The organism is Salinibacterium sp., from assembly GCF_031364185.1.
In the GTDB taxonomy this organism is placed as follows: Bacteria; Actinomycetota; Actinomycetes; order Actinomycetales; family Microbacteriaceae; genus Rhodoglobus.
The window spans coordinates 1-17,068 of sequence record NZ_JANLVV010000082.1 but is presented as its reverse complement, the minus strand read 5'-3'; the positions used below and the strand labels follow the sequence as shown (position 1 = coordinate 17,068).

Genomic DNA, 17,068 nt, shown 5'->3' with positions numbered 1-17,068 from the left:
GGTGAACGTACCCCCCCCCGGCTGGGCTGAGCCGGACCCGCAACTCTACGCGCGGGTTCACGCGGTGGTGGGGCGGGTCGGCGTCGGCGCACATATTGGCTACGGGCATCCCGCCGACGCACTTCTCGAGAGTCTGGCCGGTACGGCGACCACACCGGAGCGAACCGATAAGCGCGGACTCATTCTGCTGTCACCGGGGGAAAAGCCAGGAGCAGTCTCGGTCTGGACCGAGCGTTAGTCTCGTGCCGCCGATGTCGGTTCGGCACAATATGCTGACTCGGTGGCAGCCACCAAAATTGCGATTCCCCAGCTGGCGTTCAATAGAGTTCGGCCCGCACCGGTTGTGCTGGTCAGCGGCACAGAGGCCTTTCTCGCTGACCGGGCGATTCGGTCTCTGCGCGACATCCTGAAGGCCGAAGATCCCAGTCTCGAGATCCACGACATCGAAGCCGACCAGTATTCGCCGGGTGAACTCATCACCCTGGCGAGCCCATCGCTCTTTAACGAGCCACGGCTGATCCGGGTCGTGAATGTGGAGAAGTGCACTGACGCCTTCATCACCGAGACGATCGCCTATCTCGCGAGGCCGGCCGACGACACGTACCTGGTACTGCGCCACGCCGGGGGTGTGCGGGGCAAAAGACTCCTCGACTCGATTCGCGGCGGGGCCGGGAGCGGCATTGAGATCGCGTGCCTCGAGTTAAAGAAAGACACCGAGAAGACGGAGTTTGCCGCCTCCGAGTTCGCTGCCGCGGGTCGCAGGGTGACCGGCGGGGCGATTCGCGCTCTGGTGGCAGCGTTTTCTGATGATCTGGCGGAGCTTGCCTCAGCCTGCCAGCAGCTGCTCGCCGATGACAGCGACGAGATCACCGAGATGACGGTCGAGCGATACTATTCGGGCCGGGTTGAGACGACGGCATTCACGGTGGCGGATGCGGCAATCGCAGGCCGCACGGGCGAGGCTCTCGTCCTACTGCGCCACGCTCTGTCGTCGGGTGCGGATCCGGTTCCGATCGTGGCCGCATTCGCATCGAAGTTGCGCACCATGGCAAAAATCTCGGGCATGACCGCTCCGGCCAGCCAACTCGCCTCGAAGCTGGGCCTTGCCCCCTGGCAAATAGATCGGGGGCGCCGCGATCTTCAGGGATGGAACGAAGATGGCCTCGGCAACTGCATCGAGGCTATCGCCGCAACGGATGCCCAGATCAAGGGCCTTGGTCGCGACCCGGTCTTCGCGCTGGAGCGCATGGTCGCCGTGATCGCGGGTCGCGGGCTCTAGCCGCGCGGTGTCTCCGAAGAGCGAGCCCGACACAAGCACAACGCCCCCGCCGACGGCGAGGGCGTTGTCATGAAGAACGTGATTACAGCGAGGCAACCTGCTTGGCCATGGCCGACTTGCGGTTGGCGGCCTGGTTCTGGTGGATGACGCCCTTGGCCGCGGCCTTATCGAGCTTCTTGGCGGCCACGACGAGGGCGGCAGCGGCAACCTTTTTGTCGCCGGCAGAGATGGCCTCGCGCGTAGCCCTGACGGCGGTCTTGACCTCGCTTTTGACAGCGCGGTTGCGATCCTGTGACTTCTTGTTCGTCAGGATGCGCTTGATCTGCGACTTGATATTTGCCACGGTGTTGTACCTTCTCGTTCGTGTGATTGCTGGTTCTAATGAATGATCGTTCGTGAGGCAGTCTGGGCGGCCAGGTGTTGTGCGCCAGGGGAACTGCTGTCATGAGACGGCGGGCCCTGTGTGATCCCGACTGCGGTTCGCGGGGCCAGAAACCCCGCGCGAGCCAACGAGCAACATTACCAGCGCGGTGGAGCTATGGCAATCGCGCGACCACAGCGCCGAGGGAACCTGCGACCGAGGAACACGACGGCCGCCACCCACACCCCGGCCTATCCCGGGCCCTCCAGCGCCCCCAGCAGCACTCGGGTGAACGCTGCCGACCGCGTCACCGACACCATGTGGGTCGCACCGGGGATGTGCACGAGCCGCGCCACAGGCGCTGCCGCCGCGTACTGGCGTTCCTGCAGTCGGAAGTGGTCGAGGGTTCCGTTGATGAAGACAACGGGCACGTCGATTCGGCTGAGCGAGGAGATCGGATGCAACTGGCGAAGCTCGAGCAGCGCGTCATCCATCACGTCGAGTGCGACTCCACCACGAATGATGTCGTCGGCGAGGGCAGCATCTTTCACGGCCGCGCGCACCGCCCAGTTGTTGAGCGCGAGGCCCCGGTCGGGCAGCCGGTGAATTGCCCGTGCTGCCAAGCGCCATGCGTCGAGGATCAGCCGGTGAGGCTGGGTGCCGCAGCTCGCGGCAACAAGGCCGACAATGGGTCGCGGGCCAGCCCCGGCATAGTGGATGGCCGCGTATCCGCCGAGCGAGAAGCCGCAGAGCAGCACGGGGTGGGCGGCACTATCCACGGCGTGAGCAATAGTGTCGACGGCCCCGGCCAGCGTGAATCTCGAGCCGATCCGCGAGCCATGGCCGGGAAGGTCGACGGCGACGGCCTGGTGACCGGCGGCCTCGAGTGCCTCGACCTGGGCCCGCCACATCGTCGCGGAGGTGCGCAAGCCGTGCACCAGGACGACGGAGTGGATCATGCTGTGAGCGTATTCCCGTTGGGTGGCGGAGGCGGATTCCCTCCGCGTCATTCCGGGGGTTAGCCAGATATCGGATTGACGCCTGCCTGCGTAATTTTGAGATATGACAACGACAGCTCCCACCACGCCCAGCCCCACCACGCCTAGCCCTGCTACTGCTACTCCCACCGACCGTGTGCTGGGAATTCTTGCGCTGGCGTTTGGCGTCGCGTCGATCGGAATGGGCTTCCAGCCTGTTTTCGCCGTCGCGGGACTCATTCTCGGCATCCTCTCCCTACGTAGGGAGTCGTCGGGGCGAGGCCTGGCGATCGGCGGCATCATCACGAGCAGTGTGACGCTGGCGGGCTGGCTCCTCGGAGCGCTCGCGGCGCTGGCGCTGGTGCCCATCTTCGCGGTCGCCGCGCTCTGGGCCTAGCGCACAGACGGCCGAAGGCCCGCCGTGATGCTCTCGCGTCCGGCGGGCTCCGCGCTTTCTCGTAAACTTGAGGTCGCCCTCAGCAGTCAGGGCCGCTACGAGAGGCACGCGTTGAGTCCCAGAGCCATCACGGCGTTACAGCCGGCTTTCACCGACCCCGCGTTTATCCGCAACTTTTGCATCATCGCCCACATCGACCATGGAAAATCGACGCTGGCAGACAGGATGCTGGGAATCACCGGCGTGGTATCCGATCGCGACATGCGCGCGCAATACCTCGACCGCATGGACATCGAGCGCGAACGCGGCATCACGATCAAAAGCCAGGCGGTTCGCATGCCCTGGGCATTGAACGGCGCGTCATACGCACTGAACATGATCGACACCCCCGGCCACGTCGACTTCACCTATGAGGTGTCGCGGAGTCTTGCCGCCTGCGAGGGTGCCGTCCTGCTGGTGGATGCCGCACAGGGCATTGAAGCGCAGACGCTCGCCAACCTGTACCTGGCTCTCGACAACGACCTCACGATCATCCCGGTGCTCAATAAGATCGACCTCCCGGCGGCCGATCCGGAGAAATATGCCAAAGAGCTGGCCAGCCTGATCGGCGGCAGGCCGGAGGACGTACTCCGTGTGAGCGGCAAGACCGGCATGGGTGTGGAAGACCTGCTTGACCGCGTTGTCGAGCTGATCCCGGCCCCGAAGGGTGACCCGAACGCTCCGAGCCGCGCGATGATCTTCGACTCGGTATACGACTCGTACCGCGGCGTCATCACCTACGTGCGCATGATCGACGGCACCCTGAGCCCGCGGGAGCGCATCCAGATGATGTCGACCCGTGCCGTTCACGAACTGCTCGAGATCGGCGTTTCGAGCCCCGAGCCGACTCCGACCAAGGGACTCGGCGTCGGCGAGGTCGGTTACTTGATCACCGGAGTGAAGGATGTGCGCCAGTCGAAGGTGGGTGACACCGTCACGAACGCCCAGCGGCCTTCGACGACGGCACTCGCCGGATACACCGACCCGAAGCCGATGGTGTTCTCGGGGCTGTATCCCATCGACGGCAGCGACTATCCGGTGTTGCGTGAGGCTCTCGATAAGTTGAAGCTGTCGGATGCCTCGCTCAACTACGAACCCGAAACCTCCGTCGCGCTCGGCTTCGGTTTCCGGTGCGGGTTCCTCGGGTTGCTCCACCTCGAAATCGTCACGGAGCGCCTCGAGAGAGAATTCGGCCTCGATCTGATCTCGACCGCGCCCAGCGTCACGTACGAGGTGATGACCGAAGACAAGAGGCAATTCACCGTCACCAACCCGAGCGAGTTTCCCTCCGGAACCAAAATCGCCCATGTCAGCGAGCCGATGGTGCGCGCCGCCATCCTGGCCCCGAAGGACTACGTCGGCACCATCATGGAACTATGCCAGTCCCGCCGCGGCACCCTGATCGGCATGGACTACCTCGGCGAAGATCGCGTGGAGATCAAATACACGATGCCTCTCGGCGAGATCGTGTTCGACTTCTTCGACCACCTGAAGAGCAAGACAGCAGGCTACGCGAGCCTGGACTACGAGCCATCCGGCGACCAGGAGGCTGACCTCGTCAAGGTCGACATTCTGCTGCAGGGCGAGGCCGTCGACGCGTTCAGTGCGATCGTGCATCGTGAGAAGGCCTACGCCTACGGGGTGCTGATGACGGAGCGGCTGAAGAAGCTGATCCCTCGCCAGCAGTTCGAAGTGCCCATTCAGGCCGCCATCGGGGCCCGCATCATCGCACGCGAATCGATCAGCGCGATGCGCAAGGATGTGCTGGCCAAGTGCTACGGCGGTGACATCACCCGCAAGCGCAAGCTCCTCGAAAAGCAGAAAGAGGGCAAGAAGCGCATGAAGATGGTGGGCAGGGTCGAAGTTCCGCAGGAGGCGTTCGTCGCAGCCCTGACCGGCGATGTCGAGAAGAAAGAGAAGAAGTAGCGTCGATGACGGATCTCTCGGCGTCACGACTCACGTATGCCGCGGTCGGGCAATCGGCATCGCCCACCCTGATGACCGAGCCGCCCTCCGGCTACCGACCCCTGCACCGGCGGGCCCGCATCGGCACGGGTAACGCGTGCTTCGTCGAAGCCGCCGCGTCGATCATGGCCTGGGGCGTGCAGGAGAAGAGTGGATTTCGCGTCCACGGTTCACACGACATCGTCGAGGGCATTTCGGTGCGGCTCGCAATCCCGTTCGGTCCGATCACGGTCACCGCTCCGGCGCGGGTCGTCTACGTCGTCGCTGAGCCGCGTCGAGTCGGATTTGCGTACGGCACCCTGCCCGGGCATCCGGAGAACGGTGAAGAAGCATTCGTCGTTGAACATCTCGACGACGACAGCGTATGGATCGACATCAGGGCCTTCTCTCGGCCCGCGAATGCGCTGTGGTGGCTCGTATACCCCGTGCTGCGTCTCACGCAGGAGCTCTACACCCGGCGCTACCTCAGAGCGCTCGCCTGAATCGCGCTGGTGCTTATGCTGCCACCCACCTGCGAGACTTGAATAATGAAGCGGACCGCGGTGCATGCCTAGCCCGCTACCGATCGCTGACCCGGCCCCCCGGGACGGGATGCTGCCCGAGAGCGCGACCAGGGGCGCCGCCTCGCGCAACTTCGGGGTGTACCTGCACGTGCCCTTCTGCAGGGTTCGCTGCGGATATTGCGACTTCAACACCTATACCAGTGACGAGCTGCGAGGCGCGAAGCGCGGCGATTTCGCGGGCCAGGCCATCGCGGAGGTCGCGATGGCGAAGACCGTGCTTGCGAGGTCCGGCCTGCCGGCGCGAGCCGCATCCACCGTATTCTTCGGTGGTGGAACGCCCACGCTGCTGCCCGTTACCGACCTTGCAGCACTGCTGCGGGCCGTGGTGGAGACGTGGGGCCTGGTGCCGGGCGCCGAGGTCACCACGGAGGCCAATCCCGATTCGGTCGATCGTGACTACCTGTTCGCACTGAAAGCCGCGGGCTTCACGCGGGTCTCGTTCGGGATGCAGTCTGCCGTGCCTCACGTGCTGGCGACGCTCGAGCGCACCCATGATCCCGAGCGCATCCCTCTCGTCGTGGAGTGGGCGCGGGAGGCCGGGTTGCAGGTGAGTCTTGACCTGATCTACGGCGCTCCGGGCGAGAGTCTCGAAGACTGGCGGGCCTCACTCGACCAGGCGCTGGCGCAGCGCCCCGATCACGTCTCGGCCTACGCCCTCATCATTGAGGACGGAACGAAACTTGCCGGCCAGATTCGTCGAGGTCAGGTCGCCCTGCCGGATGACGACCTGCAGGCCGACATGTATGAGCTGGCGGACGCCAGCCTCTCGGCCGCCGGGTACCAGTGGTATGAGGTCTCGAACTGGGCGCGCGACGAGGAATTTCGTTCGCACCATAATCTCGGCTACTGGGTCGGGCACGATTGGTGGGGGGTGGGGCCTGGAGCGCACAGTCACGTCGGCGGGGTGCGATGGTGGAACGTGAAGCACCCCGCGGCCTATGCCGCGAGAATTGCCGCCGGGGGCTCCCCGGCGGCGGGGCGCGAGACTCTCGATGACGAGACACGCCGGGTCGAGTCGGTCCTCCTGAGAACCCGCGTGCGGGAGGGGTTTCCGTTGACCCGGCTCGCGGCATCCGGTCGCACCGCCGTCGCCGGACTGATTGCCGATGAGCTGGTGGATGCCCGTGCGGCGCTGGCCGGACGGATCGAGTTGACCCTGCGCGGCAGACTGCTCGCGGATGCCGTGGTCCGGCGCCTGCTCGACGACTGAGCCGCCCTGTGGTACCCGGCGCTTCGGGCGCCTCAGCTCACGAACTTGATGGCGAGCGGGTACTGGTAGACCTGACCGTTGTTGGCGGCAATGGCGGCCATGATGCTGAACACAATGGAGAGCACCCAGGCCGCGAGCAGGATCAACAGGCCGATGCCTATCCACGAGGTGATGGTTCCGGCGATATAGGCGATCATGAGTGTGATCTGAAAGTTGAGTGCCGTCGCGGAGTGCGCACGAATGAAGGGCCCACGATCCTTCAGCACGATGTACCCGATGACCGCGGGCAGGAAACTCAATACGATGCCCCCCACGTGGATCAGGGTTGCCCAGAGTTTCTCGTCGCTCGGGCTCAGTGGCTGGACCGTGAGGTAGGGGTTTGTGGGTGGTGTGGATTCAGACATGGAGCCATTAAAGCAGGCTGCCCGCGAGCATTGCTCGCGGGCACCCTATTGACTCAAAGTTACTTGATGAGGCGGAGGGCGAACGGGTAGCGGTACGCGATGCCGTCCTTGGCCTTGAGGAATCCCATAATCGAGAAGATTACAGCGACTATTCCCGCGGCGGCCATGATGAGGAAACCGATGACGACGACGGTCAGGATCGAGCCGATGATGTATGCGGCAGCAATCGTGATCTGGAAGTTCAGCGCTTCTTTCGCCTCGGTGTTGGTGAACGCGCCACGATCCTTGAACACCAGCCAGATGATGAGCGAGGGAAGGAAACCGAGGATACCGCCGAGGTGGGCGAAGGATGCCCACTGGCGATCTTCGGTCTCACTGAGCGGTGCGGCGGCAGCTGCCTGCGGTGTTGGATCGGTCATGGTGTTGTGCCTTTCGAAGGTGACTTCGGCTGAGTGCCGTAATCGATGCTGGTTGTGGTTTCGGGTCGGGCCAGGTCGTGTGCTGTGGACGTCTCAGGCACAGAGACAAGGTAGCGCCTCCCGCGCAGCGCGTGCAACGGTTCTGACATAGCGAGTCGCGGTAAGATTGGCAGTCCTAAGGTTCGAGTGCCAACAGCGAGAGGTAGGTGACGGCATTGGTCTCTGATCGTGGACTCGAAGTTCTGCGGGTCATTGTGCAGGATTACGTGGCCTCTCGCGAGCCTGTTGGGTCGAAATCCATCGTCGAACGGCATTCCTTCGGCGTCTCGGCTGCCACCATTCGCAACGACATGGCCCTCCTCGAAGACGAGGAACTCATCGCGGCTCCGCACACGTCATCCGGTCGCGTACCGACCGATAAGGGCTACCGGGTCTTCGTCGACCAGCTTGCTGACCTTCGCCCCCTGACCGTGGCGCAGCGCGGTGCCATCGAGGCATTCCTCGGAGAATCTGTCGATCTCGACGATGTTCTGGCGCGAACGGTCAGGCTCCTGGCTCAGCTCACCCATCAGGTCGCGCTGGTGCAGTACCCCTCACTGTCGACGTCGCGCGTGCGCCATGTCGAGTTGGTCCCGCTCACCGAGACCCGCCTGATGACCGTATTCATCACCGACTCGGGCCGCGTCGAGCAACGACTGCTCGACGTCTCAGCGCCCCTCGACGACATGCTCATCGGTGAGCTGCGCGCCAAACTCAACTCCTCACTGGGTGGCCTGGGGCTGTCGGATGCCGCGGCGAAACTGGCCACGTTTGTGGAGGGTTTCACTCCCGAGCGACGCCCCGTGGTGCAGCAAATCGTCGCTAGCCTCACCGAGCAGGTTCTCGCCAATAAGCAGGATCGTCTGTTGATGGCGGGCACTGCGAATCTGGCTCGCACAGAAGAAGATTTCAGCGGCAGCATCTACCCTGTGCTGGAGGCCATCGAGGAGCAGGTGACCCTGCTTCGGCTTTTCAGCGAGATGGAAATCGAGCCGGGCGGAGTGCTGGCGCGCATCGGTCGGGAGAACGCGGGATACGGGCTGGGCGAGACTTCCGTTGTCACCAGCGGTTATTCCTCGTCTGGGGGAAGTGTGGCGCGACTCGGGGTGTTGGGCCCTACGCGCATGGACTATTCGAACAATATGGCTGCGGTGCGAGCTGTTGCTCGCTACCTGTCGCGGCTGCTCGGCACGGAATAACTGAGGAATATCGACTTTTGGCTGACCACTACGAGGTACTCGGCGTTGACCGCAGTGCCACTCCCGAAGAAATCAAGAAGGCATACCGTCGGCTCGCGCGAGAGTTGCATCCCGATGTGAACCCGAGTGCCGACGCCTCGGAGCGCTTCAAGTCGGTGACTCACGCCTATGACGTGCTCAGCGACCCGCAGCAGCGCCAGCAGTACGATCTCGGCCCGCAGCCGGGCTTCGGCGCGGGCGGGGCGAACTTCGGCTTCGGAGACATCTTCGAGACCTTCTTCGGTGGTGGTGGTGGCGGTGGTCGGACCACGGGCCCCCGATCACGCAGCGAACGCGGCCAGGACGCGCTCGTGCGGGTCGAGGTCGATCTAGACGAGGTGATTTTCGGCACCAAGCGAGACCTCGAGGTGAACACGGCGGTGCTGTGTGACACCTGCAATGGTTCGTGCTGCGCGCCGGGAACTTCGCCGGTCATGTGCGACATCTGCCATGGAGCCGGCCAGATCCAGCGCACGATGCGCAGCCTGCTCGGCAACGTGATGACGTCGAACCCCTGCGGAACCTGCCGCGGTTACGGCTCCATCATCCTGAACCCGTGCGCGACCTGCGCAGGCCAGGGCCGGGTTCGCGCATCCCGAACGATCCCTGTCGACATCCCGGCGGGAGTCGACACTGGCCTGCGCCTGCAGATGCCCGCGCAGGGCGAGGTCGGCCCGGCGGGTGGACCCAACGGAGACCTGTTTCTCGAAATCAAGGTGCGTCACCACGAGACGTTCAGTCGCAATGGCGACGACCTGCTGGCCACAATCGAGGTGGCGATGACCGATGCGATCCTGGGCACACGCAGCACCGTCAAGGGGCTTGACGGTGACGTTGCGATCGACATCAGGCCGGGCATCCAGAGCGCAGAGGTGATCACGATTCGTGATCGGGGCATCACCCACCTGCGCGGTGCGGGCCGCGGTGATCTGAAGATCGGCATCCAGGTCATGACGCCCACGAAACTGAACCATAAAGAGCAGGAGCTGATCAAGCAGCTGGCCGGGGCTCGAAAGGCCACGCCGCCGCACTTTGCGCAATTCCAGCAAGGGCTTTTCACCAAGCTTCGAGACAGGTTCCTGGGGCTCTGACGATGGCCCACTTTTACCTCGACGAAACCCTCGAGTCGGCTGTCGTCGGCGACAGGGTCTCGATCACCGGCGCGGAAGCCCGCCACGCGGTGACAGTGTCGAGGCTGGCAGTAGGTCAGACCATCGCGATCGGCAACGGCAGCGGATTCGTGGTGTCTGGCGTCATCGTCACCGCTGAACACACCGAACTGGCAATCGAGGTGGCGACAATAGAGCGCGATGACCGTCGTGCGCCATCCGTGTTTCTTGCCCAGGCGCTGGCGAAGGGTGATCGCGACGAGCTGGCCGTGCAGGCGGCAACCGAGCTCGGTGTCGACGGCGTGGTGCCGTGGTCGGCCGCCCGCAGCATCTCCCGGTGGGAGGGCGCCAAGGTCGCCAAGGGCCGCGACCGTTGGATGGCAGTGGTACGGGAGGCGTCCAAGCAGTCACTTCGGTCGTGGATTCCCGATGTGCTCGACCTGGTCAGCACTACCCAGTTGGCAAAACTTGCCAGCGGCGCCCGGATGCTCGTGCTCGAGCCGACCGCAGAACTCGCGATGACCGCGCTCGACGTCGACGATCGCGACCTCATCATTGTCGTGGGCCCCGAGGGTGGCATCTCCCCGCATGAGCTCGATGTCCTTGCCGCGGCAGGAGCGTCGATAGTGCGCCTCGGTCCGGAGGTGCTGCGCACCTCCACGGCCGGGCCGGCAGCGCTCGCCATACTGAATGCGAAGCTGGGTCGCTGGTAAGGAGAGTTCCCACCGACGCGCCTTAAGCTGTAGTCATGTCGAATCCGCCCAGCATCTTCACTCGCATCATTGCGCGTGAAATCCCCGCCGACATCGTGTTTGAGAGTGATTCCATCATCGCGTTTCGCGACATTGCTCCGAAAGCTCCCCTGCATATCCTCGTCGTACCGAAGACGGAGGCGTATCGCAATGTCACCGAGCTTGCGGCGGCTGATCCTGGCCTCCTCGCCGAGGTCGTCGCCACGGCGCAGTTAATTGCCTCGGAACATTCCGATGGCCAGTACCGTTTGATCTTCAATACCGGTGATAACGCCGGGCAAACCGTCTTTCACGTTCACGCTCACGTGCTGGGCGGCACTCTCACGGAAGGCTCCCTTGGTTTCTAGCGACAACTTCAGCGCGCGCGAGCCCGCCCAGCTCGAGAACAGGGTCGATCTCGAGGTGGATGGCGTGGCAATGGTGCGCCTGCTCGGCCCGCAGGATCGACTGCTGGCCACGATCGAAAAACGGTATCCGCTCGTCGACGTGCTCGTCAGGGGCAACAGGATCACGCTCAGCGGCGACGCTGGCCAGGTTGACTCCGCGCGAGTGCTCGTTGCCGAACTGGTGCACCTGGTGCGGGAGGGGGTCGACCTGGGGCCGGTCGAGGTGACCTCGTCAGCTCGCATCCTCGAATCTAAAGCAGGCAGCCCGGCAGAACTGCTCAGCCAGGCGATTCTGACGTCGCGCGGCAGGAGCGTTCGGCCGAAGACCCTGGGCCAGAAAGAGTATGTCGACGCCATCGACGACAACACGATCGTGTTCGGCATCGGGCCGGCCGGCACCGGAAAAACCTACCTCGCCATGGCCAAAGCCGTGCAGGCGCTGCAGCGCAAAGAGGTCGAGCGCATCATTTTGTCCCGCCCCGCGATCGAGGCGGGGGAGAGGCTCGGCTTCCTGCCGGGATCCCTGACCGACAAGATCGACCCTTACCTGCGCCCGCTGTACGACGCCCTGAACGAGATGATGGATCCAGAGCTGGTGCCCAAGCTTCTCGCGTCCGGCGCCGTCGAGGTCGCGCCGCTGGCCTACATGCGCGGTCGCACGCTCAACAACGCCTTCGTGGTGCTGGACGAGGCCCAAAACACCACCCCGGAGCAGATGAAGATGTTCCTCACCCGTCTGGGATTCGGTTCGAAGATGGTGGTGACGGGTGACGTGACGCAGGTCGACCTGCCCGCCGGCGCATCCGGATTGCAACTGGTGACCACGGTGCTCGATGACATCGACGAGATTCACTTTGCCAGGCTGACCAGTGCCGATGTTGTTCGGCACAGCCTCGTGGGGCAGATCGTCGACGCCTACACCCAGTACGAGGCTGAGAAGCAGCGTGACAAGTTCGAGCGCGACGAGAAGCGAAACCGGAAGGCCACCTCGTGAGCATCGAGATCAACAACGAGTCGGGTGTCGAGGTGGATGAGCAGGCAGTGCAGCGGCTCTCGGTGTTTGCGCTTGACCACCTGCACGTTCATCCCGATGCGGAGCTGGCGATCCTTTTCGTTGACGAGGCAGCCATGGAGCAACTCCACGTGCAGTGGATGGATGAGCCTGGCCCCACCGACGTGCTGAGTTTTCCGATGGATGAGTTGCGCCCCGGCACCGATGACGTGCTGACACCCGCTGGCCTGCTCGGCGACATTGTGGTGTGCCCGCAAGTGGCGATCGCCCAGGCCGAGACTGCGGGCCACACCACGCTGGAAGAGATGCTGCTGCTCACCACGCACGGAATCCTTCATCTTCTCGGATTCGATCACGCAGAGCCCGACGAGGAGAAAGAAATGTTCGGCCTCCAGCGCGACATTCTCGTCGCGTTTACGCTTGCCGAGCAACCGACGTAGGCGCACCGATGATGATCGGCATTTTCATCAGTGTCGCCGTGGTCTTAGTCGTCTTCGGTGGACTTCTTGCGGCGGCCGATGCCGCTCTCTCCGTGCTCAGTCGCACGGATCTGACCGACCTCTCCAGCCAGAGCCGGTCGCGTAAGTCATTGCTGGCAATCGCCCAGGATCCCGGCGCTCATATCAACGCGCTCAGCTTCATGCGGGTCGTCGCCGAAACCACGGCGGCGGTGTTGGTCACTCTTGCCCTCGCTTACTCCATCGCCGAGTGGTGGGTCACCCTGCTGTTGGCGGCGCTCATCATGACCGGGGCATCCTTCGTCCTGGTGGGCTCCAGCCCGCGCAGTGTCGGGCGCGCGAACGCCAGGCCGATCATGAAATTTGCGGCGCCGATCGTGCACGCGATCCGTGTAATCCTCGGGCCCATTGCGGCAGCGCTGGTGGCTCTCGGCAACAGGGTGACCCCCGGACGACCCCCGAGCGCCACATTCTCCAGCGAGGAACAGCTGCTCAGCATGGTCGACGAGGCCACAGAACTGGAGGTGCTCGAGGAGGACGACCGCGAGCTGATCCATTCGATTTTCGAATTCAACGACACGGTGGTGCGTGAGGTGATGCTGCCTCGCACCGACATGATCACCATCGACGACGACGAAACCATGGGCGCGGCGATGGGCCTGTTCCTCAGCAAGGGTGTGTCGAGGATGCCGGTGATCGGTGGCGACATCGACGAGGTGCTCGGGGTGATCTACCTGCGCGATGTGTCGCGGGTTGTCTACGAGCAAACTCTGGACGCAGACACTCTCACAGCGGCGGAGCTGGCCCGGCCCGCGCTGTTCGTTCCCGAATCGCAGAAGGCTGACAGCCTGCTTCGGCAGATGCAACTCGAGTCGAACCACCTGGCCATGGTGGTGGATGAATATGGCGGCATTGCGGGGCTGGTGACGCTTGAAGACCTCATCGAAGAACTCGTCGGCGATATCTCTGATGAGTACGACAACGACGCTGCCGAGGTGGAAGATCTTGGCCATGGTCGCTATCGCGTCAGTGCGAGGCTCGCCATCGACGAACTCGGTGATCTGTTCGGTCTCGAGCTCGAAGACGACGAGGTTGACTCTGTCGGCGGATTGATCACGAAGGTGCTTGGGCGCCTCCCCGTCGCCGGATCCACTGCGGAATTCTCGGGCCTGGTGCTCACCGCTGATCGCACCGAGGGGCGTCGAAAACGCCTCAGCACGGTGCTGGTGGAGCGGGATCAGGCTCTCATCGACGCCGAGTTGGCGTTCAACACTGATAAGGCGGAATGACCGTGACCTCACCCGATGGAGCACAGTACCGAGCGGGGTTCGTGTCGTTTGTCGGCCGCCCCAACGTCGGCAAATCGACATTGACCAACGCGCTGGTGGGCGAGAAGGTCGCGATCACCTCGTCGAAACCGCAGACCACGCGCCGCGCCATCCGGGGCATAGTCCATCACGACTCCGGCCAACTGGTCATCGTTGATACCCCCGGGATGCATCGACCTCGCACGCTGCTGGGGGAGCGACTGAATAGCATCGTCCAGGACACGCTCGGCGAGGTCGACGTGATCGGCCTCTGCCTGCCTGCCAACGAGAAGATCGGCCCGGGCGACCGCTACATCAACGATCAGCTTGAGTCGTTTCCGAGGGCGAAGAAGGTGGCCATCGTGACGAAGATCGATGCGTCATCGCGGCCCGGCGTGGCTCAGCAGCTGCAGGCCGTTAGCGAATTGCGGGACTGGGATGCGATCATCCCGATCTCGTCATTCGATTCGACCCAGCTCGACATTCTGGCGACCGAGCTGGTCAAGCTGATGCCGGTCTCGCAGGCGCTGTATCCGGATGACGCGGTGACGGATGAATCCACCGAGTCGCGGATCAGTGAACTCATCCGGGAGGCCGCGCTCGAGGGCGTCATGGACGAACTGCCCCACTCCATTGCGGTCACCCTCGACGACATGATCGAGAGCGAGTCGAAGGACCTGCTCGAGATCTACGCGAATCTGTTTGTCGAGCGTGACAGCCAGAATGGCATCATCATTGGTCACCAGGGGCAGCGGCTGCAGGAAGTGGGCGTTCGAGCCCGCGTGGAGATCGAGAAACTGCTGAAGCGGCAAGTGTTCCTGTCGATGCGGGTGAAGGTCGCCAAGGAGTGGCAGCGCGACGCGAAGCAGCTCGGGCGCCTCGGCTTCTAGCTCGCTCTGATTCCTGCTCGCGAGACTCTTCGCGTCGCTGAGTCGCGTGCCCGGTGTTGCTCTTCTGGCACGGGGTTCTGCCCCTGCACGGGATCCTGCCAGCACGGGATTCCGCTGGCACGGGATCCTGCTGGGCTGCGGATGTCGCCTGCTCGAAACCCTCGTCGAAACTCCAGTTTGTGCGGGCCCCGTCGGGCGTCTCCGCAACAACTGGAGTTTCGACCGCTTTTTGCACAGAGTTGAGGGATGCGTCCTGATGGCGGGGGAGCACCCGGCATCCTCGAGACATGTCCAGGCTCTCAGCGATACCACCCGAGTTGAACGGTGCCAGCTTTTCGGTGAAGGAGGCGCGCGATTTCGGCGTTCCGGCGTCACGGTTGCGCCACAATGAGCTGAGTGCGCCATTTCGCGGTGTCCGAACTACGGGCAGTGTGGCATCCATCGTCGATCGGGCTCACGCATTCGCGCCGTTACTCGACCAGCAGCAGTTCTTCAGCCATTCGACGGCAGCGGCGCTGTGGGGAATGTGGCTCCCGCTGCGGTTACAGACGGCCGAGATTCACGTGGCGAGTATCTATCCACACCGAGAGCCGAGGATGGTCGGCGTAGTCGGCCATCGGTTCGGGGTGGGGCGGGTTGAGCGTGCACTGTTATTTGGGCTGCCCCTCACGACTCCCGTCGAGACCTGGCGACTGTTGGCGGGCGAGCTTTCACTCGACGAATTGATCGCGGCAGGAGACAGCCTGGTGCGGCGACAGAACCCGTTGGCGACCATCGACGACCTGGTACGCGCCACCGGAAGTCACAACGGTGTTCGCGGGCTGGCGCTCCTGAGACAGGCCCTTTCGATGGTTCGGGCAGGTGCCGACTCTGCGCGCGAGACAGATCTTCGACTTCTGATTGCGAATTTTGGCCTGCCTGAGCCGACTGTCAACGAGCGAGTTTCTGCGGACGGTGAGCCCGTGCGATTCGGCGATCTGGTTTTTCGACAGTGGCGCACAATCGCCGAATACGATGGTCGCCAGCATCGTGATAATCCTCGGCAGTTTGCCCGCGACGTGGTGAGATTAGAGCAGCTTGCCCCAGAATGGACCGTGATCAGGGTACTCAACGAGCACATGAGCGATCCAGGGTCTGTCGCGAAGCGCATCGCCGTCGCGCTGTCGCGGAACGGATGGCGCCCACCTCGGTCGAAACTCCACCTCTTACGGTGAATTCGTGTGTCAGCGTAAAACCTGGAGTCTCGAGGGCATCGGCCGACGACGGCAGCGAGTGGTGTTGACGGCGGAGAGTGGTGTCGACGGCGGCGAGTCAGGGCGTAAGTCGGGCCTGGGGGGGGGCTGCAGTGGTTGAGATCCGGCATATACATCGCGAGGATGATTCGGCGAGCTAGAGGAGTATCCTTCGGCTTCCGGGGCACATTGCGGCGTACCGTGGGGTAATGATCAGGCCCATCACCTCGCGCCAACTCGCTTTTGACCTGTCTATTGCAGCCGTGTGCGTTCTGGCGCGGCTGGCCATCGGGTTCGACACGTTCGCCTTTGGAATCGCCATCGTGCTGCTGGGTGCTGCGCTTGCTGTGCGCCGGATGAGCCCGGCGCTTGCTCTTGCGATCGCGTGGGCCGGTGCACTTCTCCAGATGCACTCCGGAGGAGTTCCCGACATTGCAGACCTTGCCATTCCCGCGGTCCTGTTCGCTACCGCACGATACGGCGATGGCGTGGCAAAGTGGCTGGGGCTGGGATCAGCTGTGCTCGGCGCTATTATTGCCAGCCTCTATCTGGTATTTCGTCGCCCGGCGGAAATCAATGCCGCAGACTACCTGGACTACATCACGGGCATCGCCAGCCGTGGCATGTTCGTCACCCTCGTGGGCATTGCGGTCGCCGCCTTCGCCGTCCTCGGCCTCTCCTGGACGGCAGGCCTCCTCGTCAAAACGCGAGCGAATGCCCGCGATAGCCTCCGCGAGCTACTCCGCGCCGAGAACACCGTGGTCATCGAGCAGGAACGAAACCGCATCGCCCGCGACATGCATGACGTGGTGGCGCACAGCCTTGCGGTGGTGATCGCCCAGGCCGACGGTGCACGCTATGCCCGGGCATCCGATCCCGATGCAGTCGACGGCGCGCTGGTGACCATCTCGACGACGGCGCGCGAAGCCCTCGCCGACGTGCGCATCCTTCTCGGGCAGTTGAGGCATAGCCAGGATGCCGGACCTCAGCCCGCCCTGGCCGACCTTGACCGACTCGTCGATCAGCTGCGT

The 17,068-nt window shown here is 63.7% G+C and carries 20 protein-coding genes; 16 read left to right on the top strand and 4 right to left on the bottom strand.

The features are described from left to right. The coding region (locus RMN95_RS04180; RefSeq protein WP_397545244.1) for a hypothetical protein at positions 1 to 238 on the top strand (238 nt) is incomplete at its 5' end. 42 nt (positions 239 to 280) lie between these two features. Beyond that, positions 281 to 1,279, top strand: coding sequence for a DNA polymerase III subunit delta (holA, locus tag RMN95_RS04175; protein WP_309615697.1), 999 nt, complete (start codon positions 281 to 283; stop codon positions 1,277 to 1,279). Positions 1,280 to 1,361: 82 nt separating this feature from the next. On the opposite strand, the gene rpsT is transcribed toward holA, so the two are convergent. Then, a complete protein-coding gene (gene rpsT / locus RMN95_RS04170) occupies positions 1,362 to 1,622 on the bottom strand; it encodes a 30S ribosomal protein S20 (protein ID WP_309615696.1) in 261 nt (86 codons plus the stop codon). Between the two features lie 269 nt (positions 1,623 to 1,891). Continuing rightward, complete coding sequence (locus RMN95_RS04165) at positions 1,892 to 2,599, bottom strand: alpha/beta fold hydrolase (RefSeq protein ID WP_309615695.1); 708 nt, start codon at positions 2,597 to 2,599, stop codon at positions 1,892 to 1,894. A gap of 103 nt (positions 2,600 to 2,702) precedes the next feature. Between RMN95_RS04165 and RMN95_RS04160 the strand changes: the two genes are divergently transcribed. From RMN95_RS04160 to hemW, 4 genes are all read left to right on the top strand, one after another. Beyond that, positions 2,703 to 3,014, top strand: coding sequence for a hypothetical protein (locus RMN95_RS04160; protein ID WP_309615694.1), 312 nt, complete (start codon positions 2,703 to 2,705; stop codon positions 3,012 to 3,014). Between the two features lie 111 nt (positions 3,015 to 3,125). After that, positions 3,126 to 4,979, top strand: coding sequence for a translation elongation factor 4 (gene lepA, locus RMN95_RS04155; protein WP_309615700.1), 1,854 nt, complete (start codon positions 3,126 to 3,128; stop codon positions 4,977 to 4,979). A 5-nt stretch (positions 4,980 to 4,984) separates the two neighbouring features. After that, a complete protein-coding gene (locus RMN95_RS04150) occupies positions 4,985 to 5,500 on the top strand; it encodes a DUF1990 domain-containing protein (protein WP_309615693.1) in 516 nt (171 codons plus the stop codon). 64 nt (positions 5,501 to 5,564) lie between these two features. After that, on the top strand, positions 5,565 to 6,791 hold the full coding sequence (gene hemW / locus RMN95_RS04145) for a radical SAM family heme chaperone HemW (RefSeq protein WP_309615692.1): 1,227 nt from the start codon (positions 5,565 to 5,567) through the stop codon (positions 6,789 to 6,791). A 32-nt stretch (positions 6,792 to 6,823) separates the two neighbouring features. Here hemW and RMN95_RS04140 read toward each other — a convergent pair whose 3' ends face one another. Then, positions 6,824 to 7,195: a DUF4870 domain-containing protein gene (locus RMN95_RS04140; RefSeq protein ID WP_309615691.1), complete on the bottom strand. Its 372-nt coding sequence runs from the start codon at positions 7,193 to 7,195 to the stop codon at positions 6,824 to 6,826. Between the two features lie 59 nt (positions 7,196 to 7,254). Then, positions 7,255 to 7,614 (bottom strand): DUF4870 domain-containing protein, encoded by a 360-nt coding sequence (locus RMN95_RS04135; protein WP_309615690.1) that lies wholly within the window; start codon positions 7,612 to 7,614, stop codon positions 7,255 to 7,257. 215 nt (positions 7,615 to 7,829) lie between these two features. Here RMN95_RS04135 and hrcA point away from each other — a divergent pair, with 215 nt between their 5' ends. The 10 genes from hrcA to RMN95_RS04085 form a co-directional block, all read left to right on the top strand. Beyond that, positions 7,830 to 8,852: a heat-inducible transcriptional repressor HrcA gene (gene hrcA / locus RMN95_RS04130; protein WP_309615699.1), complete on the top strand. Its 1,023-nt coding sequence runs from the start codon at positions 7,830 to 7,832 to the stop codon at positions 8,850 to 8,852. Between the two features lie 17 nt (positions 8,853 to 8,869). Continuing rightward, positions 8,870 to 9,982 (top strand): molecular chaperone DnaJ, encoded by a 1,113-nt coding sequence (gene dnaJ / locus RMN95_RS04125; RefSeq protein ID WP_309615689.1) that lies wholly within the window; start codon positions 8,870 to 8,872, stop codon positions 9,980 to 9,982. Between the two features lie 2 nt (positions 9,983 to 9,984). Further along, positions 9,985 to 10,713, top strand: coding sequence for a 16S rRNA (uracil(1498)-N(3))-methyltransferase (locus RMN95_RS04120; protein ID WP_309615688.1), 729 nt, complete (start codon positions 9,985 to 9,987; stop codon positions 10,711 to 10,713). A 35-nt stretch (positions 10,714 to 10,748) separates the two neighbouring features. Then, the gene (locus tag RMN95_RS04115; RefSeq protein WP_309615687.1) at positions 10,749 to 11,099 is read left to right on the top strand and encodes a histidine triad nucleotide-binding protein; all 351 of its coding nucleotides are present in this window, start codon (positions 10,749 to 10,751) and stop codon (positions 11,097 to 11,099) included. Positions 11,100 to 11,169: 70 nt separating this feature from the next. Next, positions 11,170 to 12,132, top strand: coding sequence for a PhoH family protein (locus tag RMN95_RS04110; protein ID WP_309615698.1), 963 nt, complete (start codon positions 11,170 to 11,172; stop codon positions 12,130 to 12,132). Beyond that, positions 12,129 to 12,590, top strand: a complete 462-nt coding sequence (ybeY, locus tag RMN95_RS04105; protein WP_309615686.1) for an rRNA maturation RNase YbeY — start codon at positions 12,129 to 12,131, stop codon at positions 12,588 to 12,590. The genes RMN95_RS04110 and ybeY overlap by 4 nt, the downstream gene beginning before the upstream one ends. A gap of 8 nt (positions 12,591 to 12,598) precedes the next feature. Further along, complete coding sequence (locus tag RMN95_RS04100; RefSeq protein ID WP_309615685.1) at positions 12,599 to 13,897, top strand: hemolysin family protein; 1,299 nt, start codon at positions 12,599 to 12,601, stop codon at positions 13,895 to 13,897. A gap of 2 nt (positions 13,898 to 13,899) precedes the next feature. After that, positions 13,900 to 14,805 carry a GTPase Era gene (gene era / locus RMN95_RS04095; protein ID WP_309615684.1) on the top strand — a complete coding sequence of 302 codons (906 nt, stop codon included), beginning with the start codon at positions 13,900 to 13,902 and terminating at the stop codon, positions 14,803 to 14,805. 287 nt (positions 14,806 to 15,092) lie between these two features. After that, positions 15,093 to 16,019: a hypothetical protein gene (locus tag RMN95_RS04090; protein WP_309615683.1), complete on the top strand. Its 927-nt coding sequence runs from the start codon at positions 15,093 to 15,095 to the stop codon at positions 16,017 to 16,019. A gap of 227 nt (positions 16,020 to 16,246) precedes the next feature. After that, positions 16,247 to 17,068, top strand: an 822-nt coding sequence (locus RMN95_RS04085) for a histidine kinase (RefSeq protein ID WP_309615682.1), incomplete at its 3' end; no start/stop codon positions are given.

Coding starts and splice junctions, on each gene's coding strand:
- RMN95_RS04165 (WP_309615695.1), bottom strand. CDS start 2,599: ATGATCCACTCCGTCGTCCTGGTGCACGGCTTGCGCACCTCCGCGACG.
- RMN95_RS04160 (WP_309615694.1), top strand. CDS start 2,703: ATGACAACGACAGCTCCCACCACGCCCAGCCCCACCACGCCTAGCCCT.
- RMN95_RS04150 (WP_309615693.1), top strand. CDS start 4,985: ATGACGGATCTCTCGGCGTCACGACTCACGTATGCCGCGGTCGGGCAA.
- hemW (WP_309615692.1), top strand. CDS start 5,565: ATGCCTAGCCCGCTACCGATCGCTGACCCGGCCCCCCGGGACGGGATG.
- RMN95_RS04140 (WP_309615691.1), bottom strand. CDS start 7,195: ATGTCTGAATCCACACCACCCACAAACCCCTACCTCACGGTCCAGCCA.
- RMN95_RS04135 (WP_309615690.1), bottom strand. CDS start 7,614: ATGACCGATCCAACACCGCAGGCAGCTGCCGCCGCACCGCTCAGTGAG.
- RMN95_RS04120 (WP_309615688.1), top strand. CDS start 9,985: ATGGCCCACTTTTACCTCGACGAAACCCTCGAGTCGGCTGTCGTCGGC.
- RMN95_RS04115 (WP_309615687.1), top strand. CDS start 10,749: ATGTCGAATCCGCCCAGCATCTTCACTCGCATCATTGCGCGTGAAATC.
- RMN95_RS04110 (WP_309615698.1), top strand. CDS start 11,170: ATGGTGCGCCTGCTCGGCCCGCAGGATCGACTGCTGGCCACGATCGAA.
- RMN95_RS04100 (WP_309615685.1), top strand. CDS start 12,599: ATGATGATCGGCATTTTCATCAGTGTCGCCGTGGTCTTAGTCGTCTTC.
- RMN95_RS04090 (WP_309615683.1), top strand. CDS start 15,093: ATGTCCAGGCTCTCAGCGATACCACCCGAGTTGAACGGTGCCAGCTTT.